Source organism: Kushneria pakistanensis, assembly GCF_014652795.1.
GTDB classification, from domain to species: Bacteria; Pseudomonadota; Gammaproteobacteria; order Pseudomonadales; family Halomonadaceae; genus Kushneria; species Kushneria pakistanensis.
The window spans coordinates 508100-534294 of record NZ_BMZM01000003.1; the positions used below are offsets into that span (position 1 = coordinate 508100).

General features: G+C 57.7%; 22 protein-coding genes, 1 tRNA gene and 1 pseudogene. 11 read left to right on the forward strand and 13 right to left on the reverse strand.

Annotated features, from left to right (window positions below; all coding sequences use genetic code 11):
• Nucleotides 1-49 precede the first annotated feature (49 nt).
• Nucleotides 50-439 (reverse strand): hypothetical protein, encoded by a 390-nt coding sequence (locus IE123_RS12720; RefSeq protein WP_189518751.1) that lies wholly within the window; start codon nt 437-439, stop codon nt 50-52.
• A gap of 304 nt (nt 440-743) precedes the next feature.
• On the opposite strand from IE123_RS12720, the gene IE123_RS12725 reads away from it, so the two are divergent.
• Both IE123_RS12725 and IE123_RS12730 read left to right on the forward strand, forming a co-directional pair.
• Nucleotides 744-1109: a hypothetical protein gene (locus IE123_RS12725; RefSeq protein WP_189518753.1), complete on the forward strand. Its 366-nt coding sequence runs from the start codon at nt 744-746 to the stop codon at nt 1107-1109.
• Nucleotides 1110-1172: 63 nt separating this feature from the next.
• Nucleotides 1173-1754, forward strand: a complete 582-nt coding sequence (locus IE123_RS12730) for a gamma-glutamylcyclotransferase (protein WP_189518763.1) — start codon at nt 1173-1175, stop codon at nt 1752-1754.
• A 101-nt stretch (nt 1755-1855) separates the two neighbouring features.
• Here IE123_RS12730 and IE123_RS12735 read toward each other — a convergent pair whose 3' ends face one another.
• A complete protein-coding gene (locus tag IE123_RS12735; RefSeq protein ID WP_189518765.1) occupies nt 1856-3244 on the reverse strand; it encodes a methyl-accepting chemotaxis protein in 1389 nt (462 codons plus the stop codon).
• A 182-nt stretch (nt 3245-3426) separates the two neighbouring features.
• On the opposite strand from IE123_RS12735, the gene IE123_RS12740 reads away from it, so the two are divergent.
• Nucleotides 3427-5754 carry a putative bifunctional diguanylate cyclase/phosphodiesterase gene (locus IE123_RS12740; protein WP_189518767.1) on the forward strand — a complete coding sequence of 776 codons (2328 nt, stop codon included), beginning with the start codon at nt 3427-3429 and terminating at the stop codon, nt 5752-5754.
• A gap of 127 nt (nt 5755-5881) precedes the next feature.
• Here the strand turns inward: IE123_RS12740 and IE123_RS12745 are convergent, their stop codons facing one another.
• Complete coding sequence (locus IE123_RS12745) at nt 5882-6991, reverse strand: S-(hydroxymethyl)glutathione dehydrogenase/class III alcohol dehydrogenase (protein WP_189518769.1); 1110 nt, start codon at nt 6989-6991, stop codon at nt 5882-5884.
• A 46-nt stretch (nt 6992-7037) separates the two neighbouring features.
• Nucleotides 7038-7313 (reverse strand): metal/formaldehyde-sensitive transcriptional repressor, encoded by a 276-nt coding sequence (locus tag IE123_RS12750; RefSeq protein WP_189518771.1) that lies wholly within the window; start codon nt 7311-7313, stop codon nt 7038-7040.
• A 336-nt stretch (nt 7314-7649) separates the two neighbouring features.
• Between IE123_RS12750 and IE123_RS12755 the strand changes: the two genes are divergently transcribed.
• From IE123_RS12755 to IE123_RS12765, 3 genes are all read left to right on the forward strand, one after another.
• Nucleotides 7650-8849: a saccharopine dehydrogenase family protein gene (locus IE123_RS12755; RefSeq protein WP_189518773.1), complete on the forward strand. Its 1200-nt coding sequence runs from the start codon at nt 7650-7652 to the stop codon at nt 8847-8849.
• Nucleotides 8850-8855: 6 nt separating this feature from the next.
• Complete coding sequence (gene nspC / locus IE123_RS12760) at nt 8856-10013, forward strand: carboxynorspermidine decarboxylase (RefSeq protein WP_189518775.1); 1158 nt, start codon at nt 8856-8858, stop codon at nt 10011-10013.
• 155 nt (nt 10014-10168) lie between these two features.
• Nucleotides 10169-11356: a glycosyltransferase family protein gene (locus IE123_RS12765; protein ID WP_189518777.1), complete on the forward strand. Its 1188-nt coding sequence runs from the start codon at nt 10169-10171 to the stop codon at nt 11354-11356.
• On the opposite strand, the gene IE123_RS12770 is transcribed toward IE123_RS12765, so the two are convergent.
• Together IE123_RS12770 and IE123_RS12775 are read right to left on the reverse strand one after the other, a co-directional pair.
• Nucleotides 11347-12249 (reverse strand): glycosyltransferase family 2 protein, encoded by a 903-nt coding sequence (locus IE123_RS12770; RefSeq protein ID WP_189518779.1) that lies wholly within the window; start codon nt 12247-12249, stop codon nt 11347-11349. The two genes, IE123_RS12765 and IE123_RS12770, sit on opposite strands and share 10 nt — an antisense overlap.
• Nucleotides 12246-14321, reverse strand: coding sequence for an HAD-IIB family hydrolase (locus IE123_RS12775; protein ID WP_189518781.1), 2076 nt, complete (start codon nt 14319-14321; stop codon nt 12246-12248). The genes IE123_RS12770 and IE123_RS12775 overlap by 4 nt, the downstream gene beginning before the upstream one ends.
• Nucleotides 14322-14362: 41 nt before the next feature.
• Between IE123_RS12775 and IE123_RS12780 the strand changes: the two genes are divergently transcribed.
• Nucleotides 14363-15415, forward strand: a complete 1053-nt coding sequence (locus IE123_RS12780) for a glycosyltransferase family 4 protein (RefSeq protein WP_189518784.1) — start codon at nt 14363-14365, stop codon at nt 15413-15415.
• Nucleotides 15416-15509: 94 nt separating this feature from the next.
• On the opposite strand, the gene IE123_RS12785 is transcribed toward IE123_RS12780, so the two are convergent.
• Together IE123_RS12785 and IE123_RS12790 are read right to left on the reverse strand one after the other, a co-directional pair.
• Nucleotides 15510-16700: a CynX/NimT family MFS transporter gene (locus tag IE123_RS12785; RefSeq protein ID WP_189518786.1), complete on the reverse strand. Its 1191-nt coding sequence runs from the start codon at nt 16698-16700 to the stop codon at nt 15510-15512.
• Between the two features lie 189 nt (nt 16701-16889).
• On the reverse strand, nt 16890-17495 hold the full coding sequence (locus IE123_RS12790; protein ID WP_189518788.1) for an HAD family hydrolase: 606 nt from the start codon (nt 17493-17495) through the stop codon (nt 16890-16892).
• A 146-nt stretch (nt 17496-17641) separates the two neighbouring features.
• Here IE123_RS12790 and IE123_RS12795 point away from each other — a divergent pair, with 146 nt between their 5' ends.
• Together IE123_RS12795 and IE123_RS12800 are read left to right on the forward strand one after the other, a co-directional pair.
• Nucleotides 17642-17911, forward strand: coding sequence for a hypothetical protein (locus tag IE123_RS12795; protein ID WP_189518790.1), 270 nt, complete (start codon nt 17642-17644; stop codon nt 17909-17911).
• A 178-nt stretch (nt 17912-18089) separates the two neighbouring features.
• Nucleotides 18090-19160 carry a hypothetical protein gene (locus IE123_RS12800; protein ID WP_189518793.1) on the forward strand — a complete coding sequence of 357 codons (1071 nt, stop codon included), beginning with the start codon at nt 18090-18092 and terminating at the stop codon, nt 19158-19160.
• Between the two features lie 273 nt (nt 19161-19433).
• Here IE123_RS12800 and IE123_RS16210 read toward each other — a convergent pair whose 3' ends face one another.
• From IE123_RS16210 to IE123_RS12810, 4 genes and pseudogenes are all read right to left on the reverse strand, one after another.
• Nucleotides 19434-21296 carry a histone H3 family protein gene (locus IE123_RS16210; protein ID WP_229819753.1) on the reverse strand — a complete coding sequence of 621 codons (1863 nt, stop codon included), beginning with the start codon at nt 21294-21296 and terminating at the stop codon, nt 19434-19436.
• A 150-nt stretch (nt 21297-21446) separates the two neighbouring features.
• Nucleotides 21447-22334, reverse strand: a complete 888-nt coding sequence (locus tag IE123_RS16215) for a hypothetical protein (protein WP_229819754.1) — start codon at nt 22332-22334, stop codon at nt 21447-21449.
• 21 nt (nt 22335-22355) lie between these two features.
• Nucleotides 22356-23261, reverse strand: a complete 906-nt coding sequence (locus tag IE123_RS16220) for an SIR2 family protein (RefSeq protein WP_229819755.1) — start codon at nt 23259-23261, stop codon at nt 22356-22358.
• A gap of 506 nt (nt 23262-23767) precedes the next feature.
• Nucleotides 23768-24625: pseudogene (locus tag IE123_RS12810) on the reverse strand (alpha/beta fold hydrolase).
• 183 nt (nt 24626-24808) lie between these two features.
• Between IE123_RS12810 and IE123_RS12815 the strand changes: the two are divergent.
• The gene (locus tag IE123_RS12815; protein ID WP_189518795.1) at nt 24809-25231 is read left to right on the forward strand and encodes a GNAT family acetyltransferase; all 423 of its coding nucleotides are present in this window, start codon (nt 24809-24811) and stop codon (nt 25229-25231) included.
• A gap of 24 nt (nt 25232-25255) precedes the next feature.
• Here the strand turns inward: IE123_RS12815 and IE123_RS12820 are convergent.
• A tRNA-Arg gene (locus IE123_RS12820) sits at nt 25256-25332 on the reverse strand.
• Between the two features lie 74 nt (nt 25333-25406).
• On the opposite strand from IE123_RS12820, the gene IE123_RS12825 reads away from it, so the two are divergent.
• Complete coding sequence (locus IE123_RS12825; protein ID WP_189518797.1) at nt 25407-26177, forward strand: methyltransferase domain-containing protein; 771 nt, start codon at nt 25407-25409, stop codon at nt 26175-26177.
• Nucleotides 26178-26195 lie beyond the last annotated feature (18 nt).

The following is a 26195-nucleotide window of genomic DNA, read 5'->3' on the forward strand; positions in this document are numbered from 1 at the left end:
ATATTGATATCGGCCCCTGTTGAATCCACCTGATCAAATAGTGTCAGGCTTAAAGGTCATCCGGGTCACGGCTTTCCATATCCGGCCGGGTACGCTGGGGATCAACATGATCGCCACCTTCGGATTCCTCGAAATCGAGTGCCTTGATATTGGCTTCGATCCCTTCTTCATCGGCATCGGTCACCTCAAGCTCGTTTTCAAGCTCGGCGTCCTTTTCATCCACGAGACGCTCATCTTCATCCAGCGCGCCGGTTTCTACCAGATCGGCGTACTCATCGTTTTCATCGGGCAGGATGGACGCGTCCTCCGTGGAGCCCGTGCCATCATTGATATCTTCCAGATCGTTGGTCCATGCATCCGTTTCCGGTGTGGCGGCGGTCACATCGGTAGCATCGCGTGCCGGGCGGTTATCGCTGGGGCCCTTTTTTTCCTCGTCCATGAGTACACTCCATCGTTGTCAGGGGATGATCGACATCCGTTGCCCTGAGTCTAGAACATTGTGGGCCATTACCCTGCGTCATGTGGTGGTCGGCGCCTGATTCTTCAACCCGCCACTTCCAGCATGGTCGCCGAAAACGAAAGATCAGCTTTCAGGGGGTGCTCAGAGGCGGAAGGAAGTATCGTGAAGTGATGGGGGTAACGAATATCCTTGAAATGAGAATAACCAATTGATTGAAAGGTGATGATTTGGCCCCGGACGTTTAGAATGGCCTTTCTTATCGGGCACTTGAGGAAAAGAACCCATGGACGACCTTTCTACTACAGGCGTGGTTGTTGCGGGCATCGTCGTGCTTGAAGGAGAGCATATCGTGGCCGCGGGCTGCAATGAACACGAGGCGATGGCCAGCGTCCCTCTGGCATGGCAGAAAAGCCCCCTGCTGAAATGTGTACCCGCCTCCATGAAGCTGGTACGCCAGGTACAAAAGCGCGGCAGCGTTCCCTTTGTCGTCGTCGATGACATGCTGTGTACCATTGACGATGTGGATGCCATTCTGGAGCCCGATGACGCCGCCGAAGTACCGGGCAGCCCCGAAGTGGAACAACTTCTATCGCGCACCAATGCGCTGGTAGCAGACAACGATGAAGATGACGCCGAGCGCACCGGCTGATCAAGACGTGCACCGTTCATTTTCAGTCTCTCATTGTTCATTGCCAATACCGTGATTCGTGCCATGTCCGAAACCCTGATGCCCTCGTCTTCCAGCGCCTGCCCCGACGATGCCGCGCAACCGATCTGGCTGTTTGGTTATGGCTCCCTGATCTACAAGACCGGGTTTGTTTTCAAGACACGCCGTCCTGCCAGCATCAAGGGGTGGACGCGTCGTTTCTGGCAGGGCTCGCATGATCATCGCGGCACGCTTGAGGCGCCGGGGCGTGTGGCGACACTGGTTCCGCAGGACGGCGCCATCTGCCATGGCATGGCCTATCTGATCACGCCTGATGTGCTTGACGGGCTCGATATCCGGGAAAAAAACGGTTATCTGCGTGTGGTCACCGATCTTTATTTTGATGACGGCGAGCGCAGTGAAGCGCTCGTCTATATGGCCACCGAGGGCAACGAGGCCTGGCTGGGTGAGGCCTCGGCGCTGGAAATTGCCCGGCAGATCTCGACAGCGTGCGGTCCCAGCGGCCCCAATCGTGATTATCTCCTGATGCTGGCAGCATCGTTGCGCGATATGGGTCATGACGATGCCCATGTGCATGCCATCGAGCAGGCACTGCTGGCACTGGAGACCCGTGCGGGGACGCCGTGACTCGCAGCGTTATCGCTGGCACCGATATACAAAAAGGACCGCACAAGCGGTCCTTTTTGATACAGGCAGTCAAGCGCCGGGCGTGACAGGAACCGGGCGGGTTAGAAGGTTTCCCACTCATCTTCATCGCTGGTGGCACGCGTGCTGCGAGCCGGGGCGGCAGGTGCAGGTGCGGGCTTGTCTGCCTTCGGGGCGGGGCGTTGATCAGCCACGGGCGCGGATGCCCTGGCGGTCGTTGTCCTGTTGGTCAGGGCAGGGGCAGAGGTGGTAGCTTTCGGGGCTTCCGGTGGCGTCTGCAGGGCAGGCTCATCCGGCAGAATAAACAGATTCACCGAATCACGCAGGGCGTGGGCCTGACGTTCCAGCTCACCGGCCGCTCGCGCTGCATTTTGTACCAGTTCGGCATTTTGCTGCGTGACCTGATCGATCTGCGAGATGGCCTGATTGACCTGACCGATGCCGCTGCTCTGTTCCTGGGAGGCCGAGGCGATTTCGGCGATGATTTCCGTGGCCCGCTGCACGGATTCAACAATGACCTGCATCGTGCTGCTGGCCTGTTCCACCAGCGCAGAGCCGTCGCCCACCCGCTTGAGCGAGTTATCGATCAGCTCGCGAATGTCGCCGGCAGCACTGGCAGAGCGCCCGGCAAGTGCGCGCACCTCACCGGCCACCACGGCAAATCCCTTGCCCTGCTCGCCGGCGCGCGCTGCCTCAACGGAGGCATTGAGTGCCAGGATGTTGGTCTGAAAGGCGATGGAGTCGATCAGGGCAATGATGTCGCCCATCTGCTGGGAACTCTGACTGATGCCCTGCATGGTCTGCTGGACTTCGACGATGACCTCGCCACCGCGCTGTGCCTGGCGGGACGCTTCCTGTGCCAGTTGGCTGGCCTGGTGCGAGTTCTCGGCATTCTGGGTAACGGTGGCCGTCAGCTCTTCCATGCTGGCCGCGGTCTGCTCAAGCGAGGCGGCCTGCTGTTCGGTACGGGCAGAAAGATCCATGTTGTCACGGGCGATCAGGCGTGCGTCGTCATTGATACGATGGCTGCCCTGGCGCACGGTACTGACCGTGTGGGACAGGCTCTGTCGCATCGCGGCCAGAGCGCTGAAAAGCCGTCCGATTTCGTTGTCTCCACGGTGTTGGTCGGTCTCGGACAGATCGCCCTTCGCCATGCGTTCAAAATGGGTGACCAGCCGCTTGAGCGGGTTGATCACGTTGACCGTAACCCCCCACATTACCCCGGCGCTGACCACAAGGGCGATCACAATGGCCGCTATCATGGCCGTGTGCAGTATCGAGGTGACGTCCTGAAGACGAGCATGCAGCTGGTCGGCGCGACTGCCGTCATCGGCGATAAGCTGTAAAAAAAGGTCTTCGCTATAATGAAGGCCATAAAAACCCAGCGCGCTGACGCCTGCTATCAGCCCCACGAAGACGGCAATCACCAGTGTCCAGCTTGTTTTGACGGTCATGTCATCGATCAGCTTCATGTTCACTCTTCACCCTGTTTTAAACCCGGGGGGTTATCTGATGATGCAGTATTATCGGCCGTCTCTGATGAATCTGTAGCCGGTCAGGTTCAGGGCATCAAAAGATATGGAAGACACACTTCAGGAAAGCGTATGGAGGCCGTTATCAACGAGGCAGGCTCAAAAGAGATGATTTCCCTAAAATGACCGTACGCTACGACCGCAAGGGCATCCCGGCATTACAACAATTGCTGCGCAGCGCAGCGCATGCCACTGACTGTGCACGCAGCGTTCTTTACGGTGCCCGGGGCGAGGTCATGGTGAGTTACGGCGGTGGCCTGCTGCCTGCCATGACGCGTGACAAGATCACCATGCTCTGCGATCTGATCGACAGCAGTGGAGAGGGCCATTTATGCCTTGAGGATGTCCGGCAAAGTGAAGCGCCACTGTTGCAACTCCCCTGGCCGGAAAATACGGCATTTGCGGCGCTGGCGACCGTGCGATCCGGGCGCGGCGAGCTATTGGGCGTGCTTTTGGTCAGCGATGATCGACCGCGCCGTGGGCTGAGCACGGCCCAGTGCTATGTCCTGCATACCCATGCCGCTCAGGTGGGACATCATCATGACTGCCAGCAGGTGCGCGAATCGGTCGAGATTGCCAATACCAGCGGTCGCGAGCGTCTGCGGCTGCTGGAGTCGGTTGTGGTGCACGCCAATGATTCGATCCTGATTACCGAAGCCGAGCCGGTGGGACTGCCCGGGCCGCGCATCGTCTACTGTAACGCCGCCTTTACCCGCACCACCGGCTATAGCGAAGCAGATGTGCTGGGTAAAACGCCCCGCATCCTGCAAAACGAGCGCACCGATCGCAAGGCGCTGGATCGTTTGAGGGCGGCGCTGGACAAATGGCAACCCGTTGAAGTCGAGCTCCTGAACTCCCGTCGTGACGGCAGCGAGTTCTGGGTCGAGCTCAGTATTGTCCCGGTGGCCAACGAGAAAGGATGGTTTACCCACTGGATCTCGGTCCAGCGCGATATCAGCGAGCGCAAGCGGGCCGAGGAGATCGAGCTGCAGGCACGCCAGACGCAGGCACAAAACATGGCGCTGGAAGCGCGGCTTCTGGAGCGCCAGCGTATCGAGCAGGAGCTATCCTGGGCGGCGACCCACGATAATCTAACCGAGCTTTACAACCGGGCCTGGATCATGGCGCGGCTGCGTGAGCTGCTTTCCAGAGCGCCCCCGGCGCAGCCGGAAGCGGCCGTACTGTTCATGGATCTGGATCGTTTCAAGCTCGTTAATGACAGTCTCGGCCATCGCGCGGGGGATCAGCTGTTGATGGGCATGGCCCGACGGCTTGAATCCTGTCTGCGCAGCGCCGATACCCTGGCCCGGGTAGGAGGCGATGAGTTTGTGGTGCTGATCGAGGATGTTTCACCGGCCCGGGCGGCCGGCGAAGTGGCCCATCGCATTGCCCAGTGTTTGCAAAAGCCCTTCAGGATTCAGGGACAGAATCTCTTTTCTTCCAGCAGTATCGGTATTGTGGTGCTGGAGTCGCATTACCATACTCCCGAAGAGCTGCTGCGTGATGCCGATACCGCCATGTATGTGGCCAAGGGAGAGGGGGTCGGACGCTACGTTTTTTTCACCTCCTCCATGCGGGACAGTGTGGTGGAGACGCTGGCGCTGCAAAACGATCTGCGTCATGCCATGGCGCGTGAAGAATTTACGCTGTGCTATCAGCCCATTCATGAGCCGCACTCGCGTGTGATCAGGGGTATTGAAGCGTTATTGACCTGGCAGCATCCCGAGCGCGGCAGTGTCGCCCCGGAACTCTTTATCGGCATGGCCGAGGAGCTGGGCATACTGCGCGACATCGGTCACTGGGTCATGCATGAGGCCTGTCAGCAGCTGGCGGCGTGGCGTCGGACGTACCCCCGACTCTGTGAGCATCTGACGCTCAACATCAATGTGTCGGCGCAGGAGCTCAAGCATCACAGCTTCAAGAGTGACCTTGTGTCAGTGCTTGAAGACAGCGGGGTGCCAGCGCATCTGCTGCAGCTTGAGATCAACGAAGGGGTGTTTCGTCATCATCCCGAGATCATCGGTCAGATCCTGCATGACATTCGCGCGCTGGGGGTGAGTATCGTGCTGGATGACTTCGGTACCGGTTATTCGGCGCTGAGCTATATCGATCAGTACGAGATTGATGCCATCAAGGTGGATCGCACCTTCGTGCTGCGCATGGTGTTGCATCAGCGTTCCATGGCGATCATGCAGAGTCTTTTGTGGCTGGGCAGGGCCCTTGAACTGGATATCGTGGCGGAAGGCGTCGAGACCCTGGAGCAGCTGGAGATGCTGCAAAGCCTTGGGTGTCCGCTGGCGCAGGGCTATTTCCTTTCCCGGCCCATGACGCCCGAGCAGATCGAAGGACTGCTTTCAAGACGTGAAGAGGCACCGTCCGGAGCACGTTCGGCGCTGCCGCTGTTAACGACGTGGTCTCCAGCGAATTCCGACCCGGATGGATGTTGCTGAAACACAATAACGGATCATTCACCGCTGGCGATGGCCGCCAGCGGCAAATGACCCGTCAATGAGGTATCAGGGGCAGGGCAGATAATAATCTGTCCTGCCCCTTTACATTACCGGTCGGTAATGGCGATCAGTAATGAATGACGGTACGGATCGATTTGCCTTCATGCATCAGATCAAAGGCTTCGTTGATCTGCTCCAGCGGCATGGTATGCGTAATGAACGGATCCAGGTCGATCTTGCCGCCCAGATAGTCATTGACCATGCCCGGCAGCTGCGAGCGGCCCTTGACGCCACCAAACGCTGAGCCTTTCCAGACCCGGCCGGTGACCAGCTGGAAGGGGCGGGTGCTGATTTCCTTGCCGGCACCGGCCACGCCGATGATGATGCTTTCGCCCCAGCCCTTGTGACAGCACTCCAGCGCCGAGCGCATGACATCAACGTTACCGATACATTCAAAGCTGAAGTCCACGCCACCGTCGGTCATCTCGACGATCACTTCCTGGATCGGCCGGTCATGATCCTTCGGGTTGATGAAGTCGGTAGCGCCCATGGAACGGGCCAGCTCGAACTTGTCCGGGTTGGTATCGATGGCCAGAATGCGCGAGGCCTTTGCCTGTACCGCGCCCTGAATGGCGGCAAGACCGATGCCGCCGAGACCGAAGATGGCCACCGTGTCGCCTTCCTTGACCTTCGCGGTGTTGTGCACGGCACCGATGCCGGTGGTCACGCCACAGCCCAGCAGGCAGGCCTTTTCCAGCGGTGCTTCTTCGTTGATCACCGCCAGAGATACCTCGGCCACCACGGTGTACTCACTGAAGGTACTGGTGCCCATGTAGTGATAGATGGGCTCACCGTTGTAGGAGAAACGGGTAGTGCCATCCGGCATCAGGCCCTTGCCCTGCGTGGTGCGCACGGCCGAGCACAGGTTGGTCTTGCCGGAGCGGCAGAACTTGCACTCGCCACATTCGGCGGTGTAGAGCGGAATGACATGATCGCCCGGCTTGACGCTGGTCACGCCTTCACCGACAGCCTCGACGATACCGCCGCCTTCATGGCCCAGTACGGCCGGGAAGATACCTTCCGGGTCCTCGCCTGACAGGGTAAAGGCATCCGTATGGCAGACGCCGGTATGCGTAATGCGCACCAGCACCTCACCCTTGCGGGGCGGTTCAACATCAATTTCCACGATCTCGAGCGGTTTGCCCGGTCCAAAGGCGACAGCAGCACGTGATTTCAAGTGACTCTCCTTGAGGTTGCAACAGGCCCGGGCATCGGGCCGCAGGCTATTTCAGATAGGAACGGACCAGTGAGGCCATCTCATCGACGCGAGCGGTACGATCATCATCGCTTGAAGCGGCGTCACCGAAGGTCTCACGAATATGGGTTTCCATCATCTCTGACATCAGACCGTTGATGGCTCCGCGCATGGCCGCGATCTGTTGAAGAATCGGGGCACACTCGGCACCGGCTTCCAGCTGACGTTCCAGTGCCTCGCACTGGCCCCGAATGCGACGCACCCGAGCAAGAACACGCTTTTTGGCAGCGGGAGAATGCGGCATGACAACGTCTCTATATACTATACCCCAGTATGGTAAAGACATCCTGACACGAATGCACCCTTTCAATACCCCTGCCTGACAGTCTTTCCCACAGTGGCGCAATAATCTCTTTCGATGAACGTCAACGCCTGCATATTAATGTAAAAACACTTGAGACCGGCGGCCGGCAAGGCCATCATCGGCGGCCTTCTTGCCGCAATGCCCATCGGGCAGGCGAGACCACGACCGGGGTGGCATCGGGTCGGGGTGTGCTGAATCTTTCCTGGTGAAAAGTTGGTTGCCCACTACCGATAAGACCCTTACCACTGTTGACTTTCCCGATCTGGAATTGACTCCATGAACAAGGTTCTGATTATTGGCGCCGGTGGCGTCGGTGGCGTTGTTACCCACAAGTGTGCGCAGCATCCTGAAGTGTTTGGCGAGATCTGCCTTGCCAGCCGCAACGAGGCCAAGTGCAGGGCAATCGCCGATCAGCTCTCGCGTCCCATTCAGACCGCGCAGGTCGATGCCGATGACGTCGAAGCACTGGTCGCCCTGATTGAGTCCTTCAAGCCGGATGTCCTGATCCATGTGGCCCTGCCCTATCAGGATCTGACCATCATGGAAGCCTGCCTGCGTACCGGTGTGCCCTATCTGGACACGGCCAACTATGAGCATCCCGATGAGGCGAAGTTCGAGTACAAGGAGCAGTGGGCCTTCCAGGATCGCTACAAGGACGCTGGCAACATGGCCACGCTCGGCTGCGGCTTTGACCCGGGCATGACCAATATCTACTGCGCCTATGGCCAGAAGAACCTGTTTGACGAGATCCACCGCATCGACATCCTCGATGCCAACGGTGGCGATCACGGCTACCCCTTTGCGACCAACTTCAACCCGGAGATCAACATTCGCGAGATCACCGCGAACGGTCGCTACTGGGAGAAGGGCGAGTGGGTTGAAACCGCGCCGCTGGCGGAAAAGCGCACGTTCGACTTCGACGGTATCGGCGAAAAGGACATGTACCTGCTCTACCACGAAGAGCTGGAATCGCTGGCACAGAACATCAAGGGCATCGAGCGCATCCGCTTCTGGATGACCTTTTCCGAGAAGTACATCACGCATCTGAAGGTGCTGGAAAACGTCGGTATGACCAGCATCGAGCCGATCAACGTCAACGGCTGCGAGGTCTCGCCGCTGCAGTTTCTGAAGTCCGTGCTGCCGGATCCGGCATCGCTTGGCCCGCGTACGAAAGGCAAGACCAACATCGGCGTCATTCTCGATGGCATCAAGGATGGCAAGCGTCGCAAGGTGTATATCTACAACATCTGCGATCACGAAAAGTGCTACGCCGAAGTCCAGTCCCAGGCAATCTCCTACACCACCGGTGTACCGGCGGTGACCGGCGCCATGCTGATGCTGGAAGGCATCTGGAAGGGCGAGGGCGTATTCAACGTCGAGCAGCTTGATCCGAACCCCTTCATGGAGCGCATTGGTGACATGGGCCTGCCGTGGCAGATGGTCGAGCTCGACCCCGACCATGATCCGCTGGGCTGAGCGCTGATGACAGATAACCGCATCGACTTCGATATCCACGCCTGCCCGTCTCCGGCCTATGTGGTCGATGATGCGCTGCTCAGGCGCAATCTCGAGCGGCTTGGCCAGGTGCAACAGGACAGCGGGGCGAAAATCCTGCTGGCGCTGAAGGGCTTTGCCCTGTGGGACAGCTTCCCGCTGGTGCGCCAGTACCTGGTGGGCACCACCGCCAGCGGACAGGATGAAGCGCGTCTGGGGGCCGAGACCTTTGGCGGCGAGGTGCATGTCTACTCGCCGGCCTTTACCGAGGCCGAAATGGCGGAAGTACTGCGCTACGCCGATCATCTGAGCTTCAACTCCCCTGGTCAGTGGCGGCGTCATCGTGACACGGTCGCGGCATCGCCGCGGCGCCCCTCCTGCGGGCTGCGGGTCAACCCTGAGCACTCCACCGGGGCGGTGGCACTGTATGACCCCTGTGCGGCGGGCTCCCGGCTGGGCACTCGCACGGCGGATATTTCCCCGGGCGATCTCGACGGCCTTGAGGGGCTTCACTTTCACACCCTGTGTGAGCAAAACAGTGACGCCCTGGAAGAGACGCTGGCGGCGTTCGAGGAGAAGTTCGGGCAGTATCTGAATGGGATGCGCTGGGTCAACTTTGGCGGTGGCCATCACATCACCCGGGAGGATTACGATGTGGCGCGGCTGGTACGCGTGATTCGTGACTTCCGCGCGCGCTATCCGCATCTCGAGGTCTATCTGGAGCCGGGCGAGGCGATTGCGCTCAATACCGGCTATCTGATCGCCACCGTGCTGGATATCGTCGACAACAACGGACCGATCGCGATTCTCGACACCTCGGCCACGGCACATATGCCGGACGTGCTGGAGATGCCGTATCGGCCCGAGATCATCGGCGCCGGCCATCCGGGTGAGAAGGCCCACACCTATCGCCTCGGCGGCATGACCTGTCTGGCGGGTGACGTCATCGGGGACTATGCCTTTGATGCACCGCTTGAGATCGGCGACCGGCTGGTCTTTACCGACATGGCGCACTACACCATGGTCAAGACCACCACCTTCAACGGCATTCGTCTGCCCTCGATCTGCCGGATCGATGAAAAAAGCCGTGATATTCGAACGGTCAGAACCTTTGGCTACGTTGACTACATGCAGCGCCTGAGCTGATCAGCGCGCTGTCATGGCCAGACCCGAACGCCCCGCACCCGCGGGGCGTTTTTTATGGAGCAGGCGAGACGACGCAACAGGTGTAAAGGCGCTTTATCAGGACTGGTGCCACACTGGATCATGGATACTCCATGACACAGGGAATGTGGCTTCTCATGACAAGACCCATCAGTTTCTTCGTGCACCACCAGGGGCGCGGTCATGCCCGACGTACCATGGCGATCATTCGCGAGTTTTCTCCCGAGCGCCCGGTCAGCGTGATGACCGCCGACCCGTCACTGTTTGACGGCTTTGAGCGTGATATCGAGCTGATCGCGCTGCCCAACATGATCGGTGCCGATGTGCCCACCCAGGCGCTTTTTGATCAGCCGACACCATCTGTCATGCACTGCGTACCGATGGGTGTGGTCGAGATGCGCCAGACCATGCGCCGCATTCTCGATCATCTGGATGATATCGATGCCGGACTTTTCGTGATCGATGTGTCGGCGGAGCTGGCGCTGCTGTCGCGGGTGGCCAGTATCCCGGCGGTCAAGATACGCATGCATGGTGATCGCAACGACCCGGGGCATCTGGGCGCCTATGAAGCCTGTGTGGGCATGCTGGCGCCCTATGATGTGCGCCTTGAGCAGGCGGACTATCCGGATCATCTGCGTGACAAGACCTTCTACAGCGGTGGGCTGTGTACCACGGCCGCGAAGGTGCCCACGCGTGAGGAGGCACGTGCCCGACTCGGGCTCGATCCGGACCGGGAAATCGTGGTCGCCCTGACCGGCGGTGGTGGGGCAGGCACACCCTATGCGCCGTTGACCGTGGCGGCCCGCGCTGCGCCGCAGACCCTGTTTCTGACCATCGGACCGCTGCATCTGGAAGGCCACGAGACCGATTTTGCCAATCTCATCAACTGCGGCTGGGTCGATAACGTGGTCGACTACATCGTGGCCTGCGACATCGTCATCGCCTCGGCCGGGGATAACACGGTGCATGAGGTGGCCATGCTGGAGCGGCCCTACATCTGCGCCCCGGAGTGGCGCTACTTCGGTGAGCAGGCCCGCAAGGCCGAGTGCCTGGCCGGGCTGGGTGCGGCGGTCAACATGACGCACTGGCCGTCCGATTTTGCCGGCTGGCAGGACGTGCTGGCCCGTGCCCGCGCGCTGGATGTCCAGACGCTTGCCGAGCTGTACGCGCCTGATGCCGCGCGGCGGGCGGCGCAGTGGCTGGAAGCCTGCGTGGATCGTCTCTGGGAAGGCGCCCCGGAATCCGGCATTGAACACGTGCCATCGGAGGCGGCCACCCTGCCGGAGGATCAGCGACCGGTGGCCAACGATCTGTATCAGCAGTAACGCGCACTCGACGGCAGCCGCGCGTCATCGATCTCCTGCTCGGTCGGCGCGCGCAGCACCTTGATGTCATCGGCCTCGGGTGACCAGTCGATCACACCGGCATCGCGAAACTGCCCCAGCCAGTAGTCCATGCACCAGTGCCCCCAGCGCGCATGAAAGCGCCGGGCATTGGCCACGATCGCCTCAAGATGGGGATAGGGCGGGGCGTGCAGCGGATGATGCTGATGCCAGGCCAGCGCCCCGCCCAGCCAGTAAAGCGGAATCTCGGCAGCCGCCAGTCGCCAGGCATAGTCGGTCTCCTCACCGCCATAGCCCACGTAGCCCTCATCCATGCCGCCGGCGCGCCAGTGATCGGTGCGCATCAGCGCAAAGGAGAGCCCCCAGAGCTGACCGTGATCGGCCTCATGACGCATTTCGTGTGGCGAAAGCGCTGGGCGCGCCGGATGGCGCTCGCCCAGCTGGGTCAGGCGCTCAAGATCCATATCGCCACCGTCGTGGCCGTTTTTACTGTCATGATCACCGCGATAGCGTACGGCATCCGCCGGCAGATAATGGACCTCACCGATGTAGAGCGCGGCTTTGGTCTGCAATGCCTCATGGTAGCGTTTGATCAGCCCGGGCGAGGCAATGCAGTCCACATCGAGAAAAACCAGTGCCTCGAAGCTGGCGGCCTCGACGGCGGCGTTACGGGCCCGGGCCAGCGGCAGGGCATCGCCTTCCACCATGACGTGCTGAACGGGGAAGGACGTCTCGGGAAGGTCGCACTCCCGCGTGGACTGCATCCAGGCAATCACCAGTTCATCGGGGCGCTGCTGTTGGGCCTCGAGACTTCGCATCAGATTGACGAGGTGATCGCGCCGGTGGCGCACCAGAGTCAGAACGCTGAGTTTCATGATGCCAGCTCCTGCTGCTGGAAGTGTTTGACGCCCTCGATGATGCCCAGGGCATGGGCGGCGCTGGCGGCGTAGACATGGCTCATGCCGGGGGCGGCCAGCAGATCATCGCTGTAGTTGGCCACCACGATCGAGCAGGGGGTCGCGCGCAGCATGTCCAGGTCATTGCCTGAATCACCGGCCACATACAGCTGCCTTGCCGGGATGTTGAAGCGCTGTCTGACGTGTTCAACGGCCAGCCCCTTGGAGGCATTGATGGGCAGAATATCGAAGTAGCGTCCGTGGCTGTGGATGACCGTACAGGCCAGCCCCCGCTGCTGAAGATAGCGCTGCACGCGCGCCGAGAGCCTTGTGTCGCCGTCGCTGAAATAGCTCAGCTTGTGGCGCCGCTGCTCCAGCGGCCCCTGGGGCGTCAGCCCGGGGAAGTCTTCAAGCGCTCGCGCAATGGCCTCGCGCTGCCAGTGTTGATCCAGCAGTGCCGACCAGCGCTCATCCTTTTGATAGCGCACGCCGCTGTCATCGAGATAGTGGATCTCGGAGCCCACCGAGGAGATGACCAGCTGCGGGTAGACGATACCGGCCTGTTCCAGAATGGACAGGGCGCTATGGAAGCTGCGCCCGGTAGCCACGCCGAAACCGAGCCGCGGCTGGGCCTGATACCAGGCGTTGAAGGTCTGGATGCCCACCGGGGAGCCGGTCAGGGTGTTATCGATATCGCAGATCAACAGTGCCCGTGGGGGCGTTGTGTCCGTGTGGGGCCGGCATAGGCGCGCCAGCAGGTCGTGATAGCGCTGGACATGGCGCTGCCAGTCAAAGGCCAGCACCGCCTGATGGCCATGGTCGGCCATGCGCTGCCAGCGCGCTGGATCATTGAGCAGATCCAGCATCTCGCAGGCCATGCGCTCGGTGTGGCGCGGGTTGATCAATATGCCGTTGCCGCACTGCTCGATGATGTCATTGGGGCCGCCGCTGTCGGTGGCCACCAGCGGCAGCCCGGCGGCAGAGGCCTCCAGCAGTGTCAGTCCGAAGGGCTCGTTGAATGCCGGGTTGATAAAGATACCGCCGCGCTCGCGCGCCCAGGCATACAGGGCCGGAATATCCTCCTCACGGTGATAACGCGGGTAGGCCACCTGCCCGTAAAGATCGTAATCATCGATCAGCTCCAAGAGTTCGCGCAGGTTGTCGGCAAGCTCGGACTCCAGATGATCAATGCGCTCACGCACGCCGGCCACGATCACCAGATTGGCCTTGTCCCGCAGTGCGGGGCTATTGCCAAAGGCATGCACCAGTGCGGCCAGATTCTTGCGCGTGACCGGGCGGGCAATGGCCAGCAGGGCCGGTTTGTTCGGGTCGGTGAGAAAGCGCCCCAGCATCGTATCCACACAGGGCGTCGAGGCAGCGTCGGTGAAGGCGCTCAGGTGACTGCCGGGCGGGATGACCCGAATACGACCGGCATCATAGCCGGGGTAGTCGGCATACTGGACCTCGGCCTCGTCGCGGGAGCTGGCGATGATCAGCCCGGCCTCGCGGATGGCGCGTGCTTCAAAGGCGATGCGCCGCATCAGGGTCTGATGCGTGGCGTCGTCCAGCGGTGTCCCGCTCTGTTGCAGGCATTTAAGCTTGCTGCGTCCCAGCGAATGTCCGGTGAATACGAAGGGAATCCCCAGGCGCGCCTGCATCTCGGCGGCCACCTCACCGGCATCGGCGTAATGGGCATGCAGGGCGTCCGGCAGTTGTGGCTGCCTTCTCAGCCACTGCTCGAAGGCGTCCATGAAGGAAGGCAGCTCCTGATAAAGCTGCTCCTTGGGCAGATAACCCGGATGATCGGTCGCCAGACGTACCAGCGAGACCCTGTCGCTCAGTACTTCCTGCGGGCAGGTGTAATCGACATGGCTGAAATCACTGTCGAAGGCGCGCGTGATCAGCGTGATGCGATCGATGGCCGGGTCCTGCTCGGAGGCCTCTACCAGCTCCAGCAGATATCGAATATGGCCTCCGGTGTCAGCAGTGATGCCATACTCGATATCGCTGCCCCGCAGGCAGCCCTGTAACGCCACATGTACGATATGCATGGTGTGAAAATCCCTTTCACTGATATGGAACATTCCCTTTCATGGCCAACAAGGATTGTTTGCGCATTGCCCAGATTGCCCCGGTCATCTTTCCGGTGCCGCCTGCTGATCATGGCGGCACCGAACGCATCGTCGCTGATCTGACCGAAGCGCTCGTGGCCATGGGCCATGACGTGACCCTCATCGCGCCTTCCGACAGTCATACGACGGCCCGCCATCTTGCCGCCTCGCCCAGCCTGAGCCTTTTGCAGCAGCACCACGACAATGTTCCGCCGGGTGTGCCCGGGGTGCTCGAAGCCCTGGCGCTTGAACAGCTGCGCCAGCATCTGGATGACTTTGACGTCATCCACTGTCACGGCGAGTTCTGTCACGCGGCGCTTCTGGGCGAGCGACGTCGACACAGCCTCACCACCATCCACTGGCGCATCGATGAGCTGGATCGCCAGCTGTTCTTTGCAGGCTTTCCCGATCTGCCGGTGGCGGCCATCTCCCACGCCCAGGGGGCAGGGATTCCAACGGCCAACCGGCTTGGCACGGTCTATCACGGGCTGGATGCTGACCGCTTTAACCCAGGTAACGGTGACGGCGGCTATCTGGCCTTCATTGGCCGCATGACGGATCAGAAGCGCCCTGATCGTGCCATTGACGTCGCCCGGGCCACCGGCCATGAACTGCGTCTGGCCGGCACGGTGGATGTGGGCAACCCTGACTGGTTTGATCAGCATGTGCGTCCCGAGCTCGATGCACACATCCGCTATGTGGGTCCCATCAATGATAGTCAGAAAGAGACGCTGCTCGGTGGTGCCCGGGCACTTCTTTTTCCCATCGACTGGCCGGAGCCCTTTGGGCTGGTGATGATCGAGGCGATGGCGTGCGGTACGCCGGTCATTGCCTGGCGCGGCGGCGCGGTGGCGGAGGTGATCGAGGAGGGCGTGACCGGCTTTGTCGTCGAAAGCCATGAGGAGGCCGTGGCAGCGGTGGCCCGGCTCGATGAGATCGATCGCGATCGGGTGCGCGCGGTCTTTCTGGAGCGCTTTAGCGCTACCCGCATGGCGCAGGACTACGTGACGCTCTATCGACAGCTGCTGGCCTGAGCGCGCTGCTGCAAAAGCGTGATGCAGCAGAAGAGTAATACAGCAGAAAATACCCCGGGAGATTCATCAAACCTCCCGGGGCATGAGCGCCGAATCAGTCGTGCTGCATGACCAGACGATTACGCCCGGCGCCCAGCGCCACGATCATTGCCCCCAGTCCGATCAGGCCCAGCAGGATACCCACCACATCCCAGCCGCCGGACCAGTCATGCAACAGCCCGACCAGCAGCGGGCCAAAGGCGGCCAGCACGTAGCCAAAGCCTTGCGCCATGCCGGAAAGTTCCGAAGCGGTATCGGCATCCGGGGCACGCAGTGCCAGAAGCGTCAGCGCCATGCTGAACGTACCGCCCTGGCCCAGTCCCAGAATCACGATCCACAGCCACAGGCTCTGTGTGGGGGCATACAGACAGCCCGCCAGACCACACAGGGTCAGCAGCATGACACCAATCAGCACGGCGCGCTGATCCTTCATCCGACTGCCGAGCAGCGGCGCCAGAATGGCCGTAATGACCTGACACAGAATCGACACCGACAGCGCAAGCCCCGCCGTCACCGGGGCCACGCCACGGTCCTGCAGGATGGTCGGCAGCCAGCCAAACACCGTATAGGCCAGCGATGACTGCAGGCCCATGAACAGCGTTACCTGCCAGGCCAGGGCATTGCGATACAGCGGATGGCGACCCGTGGGGCGCACGCGTGCGGCGTGGACAACACGAAGCTGGGGAATCCATACCAGTGCGGCAATCACCGCCGGCACCAGCCAGAAGGCAAGTGAGGGCTGCCACTGCTCACCAAAGGCCTGGCGCAGCGGCTCGGTGGCGCCGGCCGCCATCGAGGCGCCCAGGTTGAGCGCTACGGTATAAAGCCCCGTCATGAGGCTGACCCGGGTGGGGAAGTCGCGCTTGACGATCCCCGGCAGCAGCACGTTCATGATGCCGATACACGCACCGGCCAGCGCCGTAAAGATGAAAAGTCCCAGCGTACTGGTGAAGGGGCGCACCAAAAGCGTTACGGCCAGCAGAATCAGGATGATGAAGATGGTGCGCTCGGGGCCGATGCGTCGCGCCATGCGCGGTGCCAGCGGGGCAGCCAGCCCCAGACAGACCACCGGCAGTGTGGTCAGCACGCCCTGAGCGGCCGGCGACAGCGACAGTCCCTCGGCGATATTTTTCAGCACCGGAGAGACGCTGGTCAGCGCCGGTCGCAGGTTGATGGCCACCAGCAAAAGCCCCACCAGCGCAAGCGCTCCCTGATACCCCTTTTTTGTGAAGCTTGCAGATGACATGCAACGACATTCCCTTTAGAACAAAAAAGTGCCCCATTCTGGGGCAGAGTGTCGCATCAGGATAGCGGCAGCAGCATCGGGTGTCGCCGGTGGACAAATGTCGTACGCAGTACGGCGCGGCTCTTAACGCCAGGTCTACAGGAAGGCCATGGTGTCGTCCTGTTTCCAGCGTTAAAGGTGCAAGCCTGCTCAAGTGTGAAAAAGCGCCGCTCTTAGAGCATGGCAGTCCTTCAAATGATGGTCGGTCTGCGTCGGACAGGTGTTCTCCGGTGCATTGACCAGCACGGTACGGGTGCCTGCCGCGCGCCCACACTGCATGTCCAGCGGACTGTCGCCCACCATCACCACCTCCGAGGGCGCCACACCCCAGCGCCTGATGAAGTGTTCAAGCCCATCCGGATGCGGTTTGGGCGAGGCATCCTCCCGGCCCAGCACATCTTCACGGTCAAAGCACTCTGTCAGCCCGATCACCTCCAGCGTGATATGGGCCAGCTCACGCGCGTTGCGGGTAAGAATGCCCAGCCGGTAATCGCGCGCGCAGAGTTCCCGGATCAGCGCTACCGCGCCCTCGGCCGGTGTCGAGCGTCCGGCCAGTTCGCGCTCATGATCCATCAGCCAGGCATGACTGGCGCGGCGCTGCTCATCCGGCAGTGACTCAAGATGCTCGAGAATGTCGCTGCCCTCCGGCACCCCAAGCTCGCGCCGAATGAGTTTGAAGTCATGCACGCCCACGGTCAGCGTGCCATCCATATCGAATACCCAGTGCCGGCAGTCGTTGAGAGAAGCGATGGTCATGAGACACCGATGATCAGGAAGAGAATGTCATGGTGGCACGCCGCGGCGAGGTTGGCAGGGCCGTCTTGCAGATTTCTTCAGCTGGAGAGAAAGTCGGGAGGTGGATCAACCCTGAGACAACCCCTGTAGCGCCAAAGGAGTCTTCGATGAACATTGCAAGGGCAGCCCTTCTGACGAGCGCCATGCTGCTGACGGCAGCGGCCGGGCCGGTACTGGCTGCGGATAACACCACGGATTGCAGCCGGTTGAACGGTGCGCCGGGAGAGAACGGTAAAGATGGTACAGCGCAATGCCCACAGGGCGGCCACGGCGGTGTGGGGGTGGCCGGCAGAAATGGCGGTAAAGGCGGCGATGGTGGTGACGGCGGCATGGGTGGACAGGATGGCCGCGACGGGGCTGACGGGAAGGATGGATAGAAAAGCAAAGGCCGTTAGCGTCCGAAAATAGCGGCGCAGCGGCAGGTAGTCGCTGTTTTCAAGCCTGATGGATCAGGAAAAGACCAAAGTATAAATAATAGTTGTAGTTCTTTTTGGGTGGCGGACTACATTAAAGCTCCTGCTGTTTAACAAGAAGACGTTCAAAGGAGTTGAACACATGCCGCAGCTGACCCAACACCAGTCCCAATCCTTCGCCTTTACCAGAGGCGGTGATCAGACATTTGTACTGACAGATAACATCGATACGCTGGAACTGAACGCCCAGTTCAATGAAAGCCGTGCCCGATCCGGCGAGACGCTCTCGGCCAGCGCCCAGGGCGATGCGCTCGAGACGCTGATGCTCAGTGGCAACGGCCGCATCGAATGGGACAACAGCGCCATCGATACCACGGCAGTGGCCTATACGGATGCCAGCGCGCTGGAAGGGGGGCTTGAGTACACGGCCTCGGCCGACGTGCAGGAAACCATTGTACTGGGGGGCAGTGGCAACGGTGCGGATGTGCTGTATTTCTCCGAAGACGCTTCCCGCTACGGCCAGGAGGGCGATGGCATCGACACGCTGGTTGGCTTTGATGGCATGCAGGACACGCTGTTTGTGGACGGTGAGATCATGGCCTCCTTTGAGACCATCAATTTTGATCATGCCGTGACGGCCTGGGATGCCGAGTCGCTTGAAGAAGCGTTCACCATGGCAGGGGAGATGGACAGCGGCGATGCCGTGATCCCCGTGTTTTTCAAGGAAGACTTCTATCTCTATCGCGATAGCGGCCCGGCCGGACTGGATGAAAATGATTTTGTCCTGCGTTTGAGCGACCTGGCCGGAGGGCCCAATACCTTTTCGGATCGTCGTGACATGATTTCCAAGATGGCACCGGCGCCCGAAGGACCCTTTACGGATGTGCTGGTAGAAGGGACGGTCAACGGTACTGAAAACACGCCCGACAGTTTTGTACTGGGCGACGATGATGCCTGGTGGGACAGTGTGATCACCGACTTTGAACTGGGGATTGATCGCATTGATGTGTCCGGGCTGACCGGCACGGATGGTGAGCCGCTCGGTTTCGACGACATCCGGCCGATGTTCCATGGCGACGGTACTGACCTGCTGATCGATGACGGGTCCGGATTCAATACGGTGACGCTGATCGGCGTGCCCAAGTACGATTCAGGCGCGCCGCTGGGGGAGCTGGCCTACGCCCTCAATGCAGAAGACTTTCTGTTTGCCTGATTGACTGTCAGATTCGCCTTGAATAACGAAAAGCCTCGCCAGAGCGGGGCTTTTTAGTATCTGCCGGATAATGTAGTGAGGTTATGTCAGGTGTATGGACATGCATCAAGCAAGGCGCCCGTCAGGATTCTGTTATAGTTTTATATCATTGATAATTAAGGAATTTATTTTACCTTTCTGTGTGAATATACCATCGTGTATACCTCTGGTAAGAAGTAAATTTCACAACACTTCTACTATGGCAATTATCCTTGCTGTCTTAAGCACTCTTTTTTATTGATCCCCTCTATGCTTGCGAAAAAGCTCCCTTAAGCGCTGATACTGGGGGGTTCTCTCAAGTTCCGGCGAACTCTGTATGATATTGTTCAAACAATGCCCTAGCTCACGATGTACCCATGGCTGCTCGGTGATTATGGCATCCATAAGAGTCAAGGCTTCTGCTGGGAAGCGTGAATCCAGCTCTGATGTATGCAGTAAATGTATAACGGTATGTGGGTGTTCGAGCGGTTGTATCCAGTTCTTTATCATGGCTAATGCGGCTGGAAACTCAGCTCTGGCTGCAATTGCTGCTCTAATCAATGATGCAGAAATTCGTTGTGTAGCAAAATCTCTCGATTTTGGCCAAATGTGTTGCCAAAATGGTTGAACACGATTTTTCCAATAATTTTCCCGCTGATCGCCGGCGCTCTCAAGTGCTTGCGATAAAGCTTGTGCACAAGCTTCTAACCCCTCTTGAGGCAAGTCTTCAATCGCTGTACGGAATTCTTGTGAGGTATACCCCTCTATAGGGCCAAGTGCAGCATAAGTTAGAAACGCAGCGTAACGTTGAAGGTTTCCCCCTAACTCAGCATGATGTTTCGCAGTTGCAAGAAACTGTGATTTTAAAGAAAGCAATAAAGGCTGGTACAAACGAGGTGACCAAAGGAAACCTTCCCACATTGCTTTTGCCTCTTTAGAGTTTTCCCAATCGAAAAAAGGCAACAGGCATTCCTTACTCCATTCGCGATCAACACGAAAAAGAGCAATTAACCTTGATCCTAAAAGTACGCGCCCATGCCTAAATTCTTTTTCTTTAATATTGCTGATTTGCGTGAAAAAGGACCTTGTTTGTGGAGGAAGTAAATCGTTGTCTTTTGGTTTTTCTTTTGTCCAAAGATTTATTACAGCTTCAGTGACATGTCCAATAGGATGGTTGATAGCCTCGTTAATAGATTGTGAAGACTCCCTGCTGGTTTCATTTATGTTGCCATTTTTGCCGGAAAATAGAATCGTAATTCTTTTGCAAAGTTTGAAAAGAATATCTTCATCTTTTTTTATTGATTCAGATACCTTTCGAAGCCAATAAGTAACGCTATGGGCTATCTCTTTTAAGATTTCATCAGGAATATTTTTTATGAACGGGGTGGCATATTGCCAAGATTTTAGTGCTAGGCGTTCCTCGCTCCAAGATTGGAATGCCTCGCGCCAACGATTAATAGGCCAGATGTTCTCTTCCGCTAAATCGCCTAGCGCATAAAGGCTATTAAGAAGATGTTTCTGACAAACATAACGCCAAGTATCTTCGGAAAATGGTGAGTTGGAAGATGGCTTTTGTAGCCAATGAAAAAGCTCGCTACGCTTTTTAGGGGCTATGTCAATTTCACGATTGTCTTCAAAGTCTGGATCGCCGGTACCACTCATCCAGCTAGAAAACTCATCCCTTTCACTATCCGATAATTGAAAGTCCGAATAAATATCGGAAATTTCTTTAAGTTTGACTGCTGCGGCTCCTCCTATGCTAATACCCGAGGCATCGAGTTTGGCGAGACGAAGCCAGATAGATCGAGCTACTAAGTGTTGAAAAATATCTGGTTCTATATCTTTACGATACTTTTCGCTAGGTGGGCCAGCTACTATAGCGTCTTCCAGACGTTTTTGAAGATCTCCTCTTAATTTTGAACCTTGCAAAACGATAACTCGGCACATCTCTCTCATGGTCTCTAACGACCATAAGCACTGAGCATTATCAGCAAGCAGCCATTCCACCCATTTCTCGGGTTGAATGTAATTACTCTTGCTGGCCGCAAATAGAGCTAAGCGTTTAAAGGAGGGATATGGCAAATCGAACCAACTTTGGGCTATCCGTGCTGCACGCATATGGTCGTTTTCATTAATTACAAGCCATGCTTCTCGCAATAATTCGATTAGGTTGACCCATTCACTGAAACCACGGTTTTGCCAATGTGGTTCGATAGATGGCAAATCTATATAAGATAGATCATGATAATCATCGGCTTTTCCGAGCTCTCATGCCAAGTCCAGAGCATCACGTAATAGCTGCTGAAAATCCTCTATAAGCAGCGGCAAAGCTGAAACCCAATGACCCCCAGTTAGGTCTCGTATAGCTGAGTGTATATAATCTGCAGCTAGAGTTAACTCCCACTCTATTAATTGGCGCGAACTATTTGAAGTGCTTTCATTTTCTTCTGATTGGTAGGGATAATAAGTTCTTTTTAAAGCTATTCTTGGAGCAAGAAGATCTCGCAGCTCAAGTCGTAAAGTGGTGTTTAGTCCTTCTTTTTTTAATCGCTCTTCCCATCTGTATAGATCTAAATGAAGGTGAGGGTTTTTTAAACGCCCACTTAAGGTTATACGCCACAAAGTGCGCATAAATTCATCTGGAACCGCATTTGGTGCCTGAGAGCTGATACTTTGCAGCTCAGAAATTTTGTTCTCCTGTTGAAGAGTGGAAAGACGATCTAGTTCTGACTCGATCAAAAAAGACCATGTGTCATGTACTTTCCCGCCACGTTGAGCAATCCAAAGAATTAATCTTGGATCGTTCAAGTGACGTGTAAGCCAACGGGATATATGAAACATTACGTTATCCCATTTATTGTGGTCGATGCTCTCACAATTCAAAGACATAAACTGTGCATGGTCGTAATGAGTTGGTCGACGAACTAAGCTAAATCTTAATTTGTGGTTGACTGTATTATATGAGGGCACTCCAAAGCGTGGAAGGTCACTGTGCTGAAAGCGTTCTTCTGAAAAAGATTCTAATAACCAATCAAGCGATGGTGTTGGCTCGAAGTCAGCAAAACGCTTGGCAGGCAAGCCTGACTTGTCTGATAAAGCCCATAATAAACGGCCTACGAAATTATCTTGTTGTGTGCTCGCAGAAGGTTTCGCCAAAGCATGACTGACGACAATTTTTTATTTACCAATTACGCCATCGCGATGAGTATCTGCCCAAGCAATTAAAGTCTGATGGAGACCAGAATGATCTTGGGTGCCATTAGGCACATTATAAAAGATTGGTGTTACACCTTTAGCCTCCCATTCGAGGGCCTCACGCTTTTCTTGGCCAGATTTGCAAGCCCCCAGTGCCCAAGCCTGAGGCGTAATTTCTCCTAGCATTCGATCTGCTGCTAGTGCATCCATCATATAGCGCAATACTGGATCGTTGATGCTGTACCCTACGAAGCAAACTATATAATTGCGGAATAACTCACTTAAGAAGCGGGCAGCCCATCTCTCGATGAGATAAGCTAGACCGAAATCTCCGCTAGTAACGACAAGACGATTTAGCGCCGTATCGTCTGTTTTATGGGGTAGTAGACCATGCAAGTAAACTAACCCATCCCAGCGGCTGTTTTTCGGGATTGGCAACATTGGAGCAGCATAGAATTGGAATGTCTGCCCAGTACGTTTTGCCGCCGCATGAAATACACGGTCAAAGTTAGTAGTGACCATTCTTAGCGCGCCTTCCCGATTACGAGCTAGCTTTAATAGTGCAGCATGTGTATCGGTAGCACCCTTACGACGTAATTTTGGCTTTAGCGCATCTGCGAGAGCATGGCGAACAGTTAATCGTTGTCCAGGTAGTCGACGTTCTAGCAAATCGAGCGCAGCGTCATATTGAAAGTTAGCTAGAACATTGCTCTCGATTTCTGACGGTACCGTTCCATTTAATTTATAGATTTTTTCTACTAGTCCTCCAAAACCCGGCAAACCGGCAGGGTAAGAAATACCTGCGCCGCAGAAAAATACTACGCGACCTTCCTCGTGAGCCTGAAGAAGTTCATCTGGGATGTCAGGTCCATTAGGTATGAATTGCATCTTTCTCTCTTTAAGCCATGTCTTTTACGCATCTAGTGCGCTGTCGACTTCCCGCCCCGCCTGCGCACTAAATGGGTCGGTTTTATTGCACCCTTGCAAGCGGCACCGATCCGCGCCAGTACTAGGCCGCGCGGCGGTTTTATGGCCCCAAAAAGCCTTGCATTTCCTTGCATCTCACACCTGCCACATAAGGCGGTACGGGGTGAAAAGCCGGCTTTCCTGCGCACGTTGCCGCTATGATTAGAAAACGGGTGGCCCTAGCGGTCCTCGGCAAGCTCTAAAAGTCTTTTCAGCACAATATTCGAGCGCACTGATTAAGTAAAGTTGTGTAACAGATGAGTGAGACAAAAGCAGCGCGCATCACGACCCCCTTTCGCTCGCCAGAGTGGAATGATTACGTCCTGACTTGGCCTGTCTCGGGCGCCGCGCTATGTGGGGTAGTGGCTCGGTCACCAGAACGTTTGATTCGTGACATGGGGAAGTTATGGGAGGAGCAGGGTTAATCTCTATCCCCTGAAAAACCTGAGCAGGGCATTTGCCAGTGTTTCTGGCGCTTCCTCAGCCATATGGTGGCCGCAGTCGATACCTTGACCCGTGAGCGTGGTCGTCCATGGGCGCCACACTTCCAGCACATCGCCATAAAGTCGCTCCAGATCATCACGCAGTGACCATAGCACCAGGGTAGGGCACTGGAGTCGCCGGCCTTGCTCTCGATCCTCTCTGTCATGCAGGTGATCAATGCTCATCCCTGCGCGGTAATCTTCAATCATGCCGTGCACAACATCCGGATCGTGGATGGCTTTTCGAAAGTCGGCGTAGGATTCAACTCCCATGGCTTTTTCGCTGCCGCCATACCATGCATCGGGATCGGCAAGAATGGCTCGTTCGGGTTTCTCTGGCTGGGCGAAGAAGAACCAGTGCCACCACTCGGTGGCAAAGCGGGCATCACAGCGCTCCAGGGCTTCCAGAATCGGGACGCCGTCCAGTATGGCGGCGCGCTCGATGGCGTCCGGGTAATCCATTGCAGTGCGGAAGGCGGTGTAGCTGCCACGGTCGTGCCCTACAATCGTGAAGCGATCAAATCCAAGATGATGCATCAGCTCAATACAGTCGCGCGCCTTGGCGCGTTTTGAGGAGTTCGCATGATCCGGCGTATCTGCCGGCTAAGATGATTGGCCGAAACCTCTCAGGTCCGGGCAGACCACGGTGTACCAGGGCGCCAGTCGCGATGCGACCCGGTCCCAGGTGGCATGTGTACGCGGGTGGCCATGTAGCAAAAGTACCGGAGGGCCAGAACCACCGTATCTGACGCGCAGGGTGGCTTCGGACAGTTCAATCATTTCAAGCTGGAACCCTTTGAACATCGCTTTCTCCCTTTGAGGACCTGAGTCCGGTCAATAGAGAGTAGTGCTAATTTCCAACCCCTTTCGCTCGCCACAATCCGATGATCATGTCCTGATGCGGCGCTTTTCAGCTTTTGTGTTTTGGCGGCCTTAAAGGCATGGCAGGGTAAGTAGTGGGAATGGACAGATAGGGAGAGGAAAGACGTGCAGATTCGAACGTTCGAACTGAAGGATCAGGAGGCGGTGATCGCGCTCTGGCAGCGCTGCGAACTGACGCGCCCATGGAACGATCCTGCCCTGGATATCGAGCGCAAGTGCCGCGAGGACCCGACACTGTTTCTGGTTGGCACCAATCAACAACAGCTCGTCATCGCATCAGCCATGGTGGGGTTTGATGGTCATCGAGGCTGGCTCTATTACCTGGCAGTCGATCCCGAGGAGCAGCGACGCGGTGTTGGTCGCGCATTAATCGAATGCGCCGAGCAGCGTTTGATTGAACGGGGCTGTCCCAAGCTCATGCTGATGGTGCGTCGTGGCCAACCGGCACTGGAAAACTATTATCGCGCGCTGGGCTTTGAGGAAAACGAGGTCGTGACGATGGGGAAACGGCTGATCAGGGATGACTAGTCTGGCAGGAAGGGGAGCAATCGATGGCGCCCCCAGCACGATTCGAACGTGCGACCTTCCCCTTAGGAGGGGGACGCTCTATCCAGCTGAGCTATGGGGGCGAAGCGGGCGCCATTATAGGGATTTCACGCGTATAGTGAAACCCTGACGCATCAACGCCTGCAATCGAGCCCGCATGAAAGAACGCATCACGACGGACCGTCACTTCAACGGCATGGCCGAGAAGTTCGAAACCTCCCTGTATAACCACTCCCGCGGTCGGCTGCGTCTGGCGCTTCTGACACGTGCCATCGAGTCCTCCATTCCGTTGACAGGGCAGCCCCTGGTGGATGTCGGGGCAGGGCTGGGGCAGATGGCGCAATGGGCGAGTGAGCGCGGCCATCCGGTGACGCTGCTGGAGCCAGCCGAGGACATGCTCGCCGCTGCACGCGAGCGCCTTTCAGGCCGTGATGCCCGCTTTTATCAGCGCGATCTGCAGAGTCTGCCCGATATTGCGCCCGGACCCTGGCCGCTGATGTTCTGCCACGCGGTGCTGGAATGGCTGATCGACCCCAGAGCGGCCATCGATCTGCTGGCCGAGCAGATGGCACCAAACGGTTGGCTGTCGCTGATGGTGTTCAACGAGGATGCGCTGCGCTTTTCCAACGTGGTGAAGGGCAATCTGCAGAAGGTGCTGGATGATCAGCTGGCCGGCTTTGGCAAGCGCAAGCGCCTGACCCCGATTTCGCCACTGCGCCATGACGATGTGGTGCGCTGGCTTGAAGATGCGGGGCTGGAGGTTCGCGCCGTCACGGGTATTCGTGTGTTCCACGACTACCTACGTGAGCGCGATCCGGATGAGGCCACGCTTGAGAGGCTGTTCGAGCTGGAGCACCGCTATTGCCAGCAGGAGCCCTACTGGCGGCTGGGCCGCTATCTTCATTACAGCGTTTACCGCCCGAGCTGATATTCTTCATCTCATTCG

Excerpts from the sequence above, each read along its gene's own strand:
- IE123_RS12720 (WP_189518751.1), bottom strand. The coding sequence starts at position 439 with ATGGACGAGGAAAAAAAGGGCCCCAGCGATAACCGCCCGGCACGCGAT.
- IE123_RS12725 (WP_189518753.1), top strand. The coding sequence starts at position 744 with ATGGACGACCTTTCTACTACAGGCGTGGTTGTTGCGGGCATCGTCGTG.
- IE123_RS12730 (WP_189518763.1), top strand. The coding sequence starts at position 1,173 with ATGTCCGAAACCCTGATGCCCTCGTCTTCCAGCGCCTGCCCCGACGAT.
- IE123_RS12735 (WP_189518765.1), bottom strand. The coding sequence starts at position 3,244 with ATGAAGCTGATCGATGACATGACCGTCAAAACAAGCTGGACACTGGTG.
- IE123_RS12740 (WP_189518767.1), top strand. The coding sequence starts at position 3,427 with ATGACCGTACGCTACGACCGCAAGGGCATCCCGGCATTACAACAATTG.
- IE123_RS12750 (WP_189518771.1), bottom strand. The coding sequence starts at position 7,313 with ATGCCGCATTCTCCCGCTGCCAAAAAGCGTGTTCTTGCTCGGGTGCGT.
- IE123_RS12755 (WP_189518773.1), top strand. The coding sequence starts at position 7,650 with ATGAACAAGGTTCTGATTATTGGCGCCGGTGGCGTCGGTGGCGTTGTT.
- nspC (WP_189518775.1), top strand. The coding sequence starts at position 8,856 with ATGACAGATAACCGCATCGACTTCGATATCCACGCCTGCCCGTCTCCG.
- IE123_RS12765 (WP_189518777.1), top strand. The coding sequence starts at position 10,169 with ATGACAAGACCCATCAGTTTCTTCGTGCACCACCAGGGGCGCGGTCAT.
- IE123_RS12770 (WP_189518779.1), bottom strand. The coding sequence starts at position 12,249 with ATGAAACTCAGCGTTCTGACTCTGGTGCGCCACCGGCGCGATCACCTC.
- IE123_RS12775 (WP_189518781.1), bottom strand. The coding sequence starts at position 14,321 with ATGCATATCGTACATGTGGCGTTACAGGGCTGCCTGCGGGGCAGCGAT.
- IE123_RS12780 (WP_189518784.1), top strand. The coding sequence starts at position 14,363 with ATGGCCAACAAGGATTGTTTGCGCATTGCCCAGATTGCCCCGGTCATC.
- IE123_RS12785 (WP_189518786.1), bottom strand. The coding sequence starts at position 16,700 with ATGTCATCTGCAAGCTTCACAAAAAAGGGGTATCAGGGAGCGCTTGCG.
- IE123_RS12790 (WP_189518788.1), bottom strand. The coding sequence starts at position 17,495 with ATGACCATCGCTTCTCTCAACGACTGCCGGCACTGGGTATTCGATATG.
- IE123_RS12795 (WP_189518790.1), top strand. The coding sequence starts at position 17,642 with ATGAACATTGCAAGGGCAGCCCTTCTGACGAGCGCCATGCTGCTGACG.
- IE123_RS12800 (WP_189518793.1), top strand. The coding sequence starts at position 18,090 with ATGCCGCAGCTGACCCAACACCAGTCCCAATCCTTCGCCTTTACCAGA.
- IE123_RS16210 (WP_229819753.1), bottom strand. The coding sequence starts at position 21,296 with ATGCGTGCAGCACGGATAGCCCAAAGTTGGTTCGATTTGCCATATCCC.
- IE123_RS16220 (WP_229819755.1), bottom strand. The coding sequence starts at position 23,261 with ATGCAATTCATACCTAATGGACCTGACATCCCAGATGAACTTCTTCAG.
- IE123_RS12825 (WP_189518797.1), top strand. The coding sequence starts at position 25,407 with ATGAAAGAACGCATCACGACGGACCGTCACTTCAACGGCATGGCCGAG.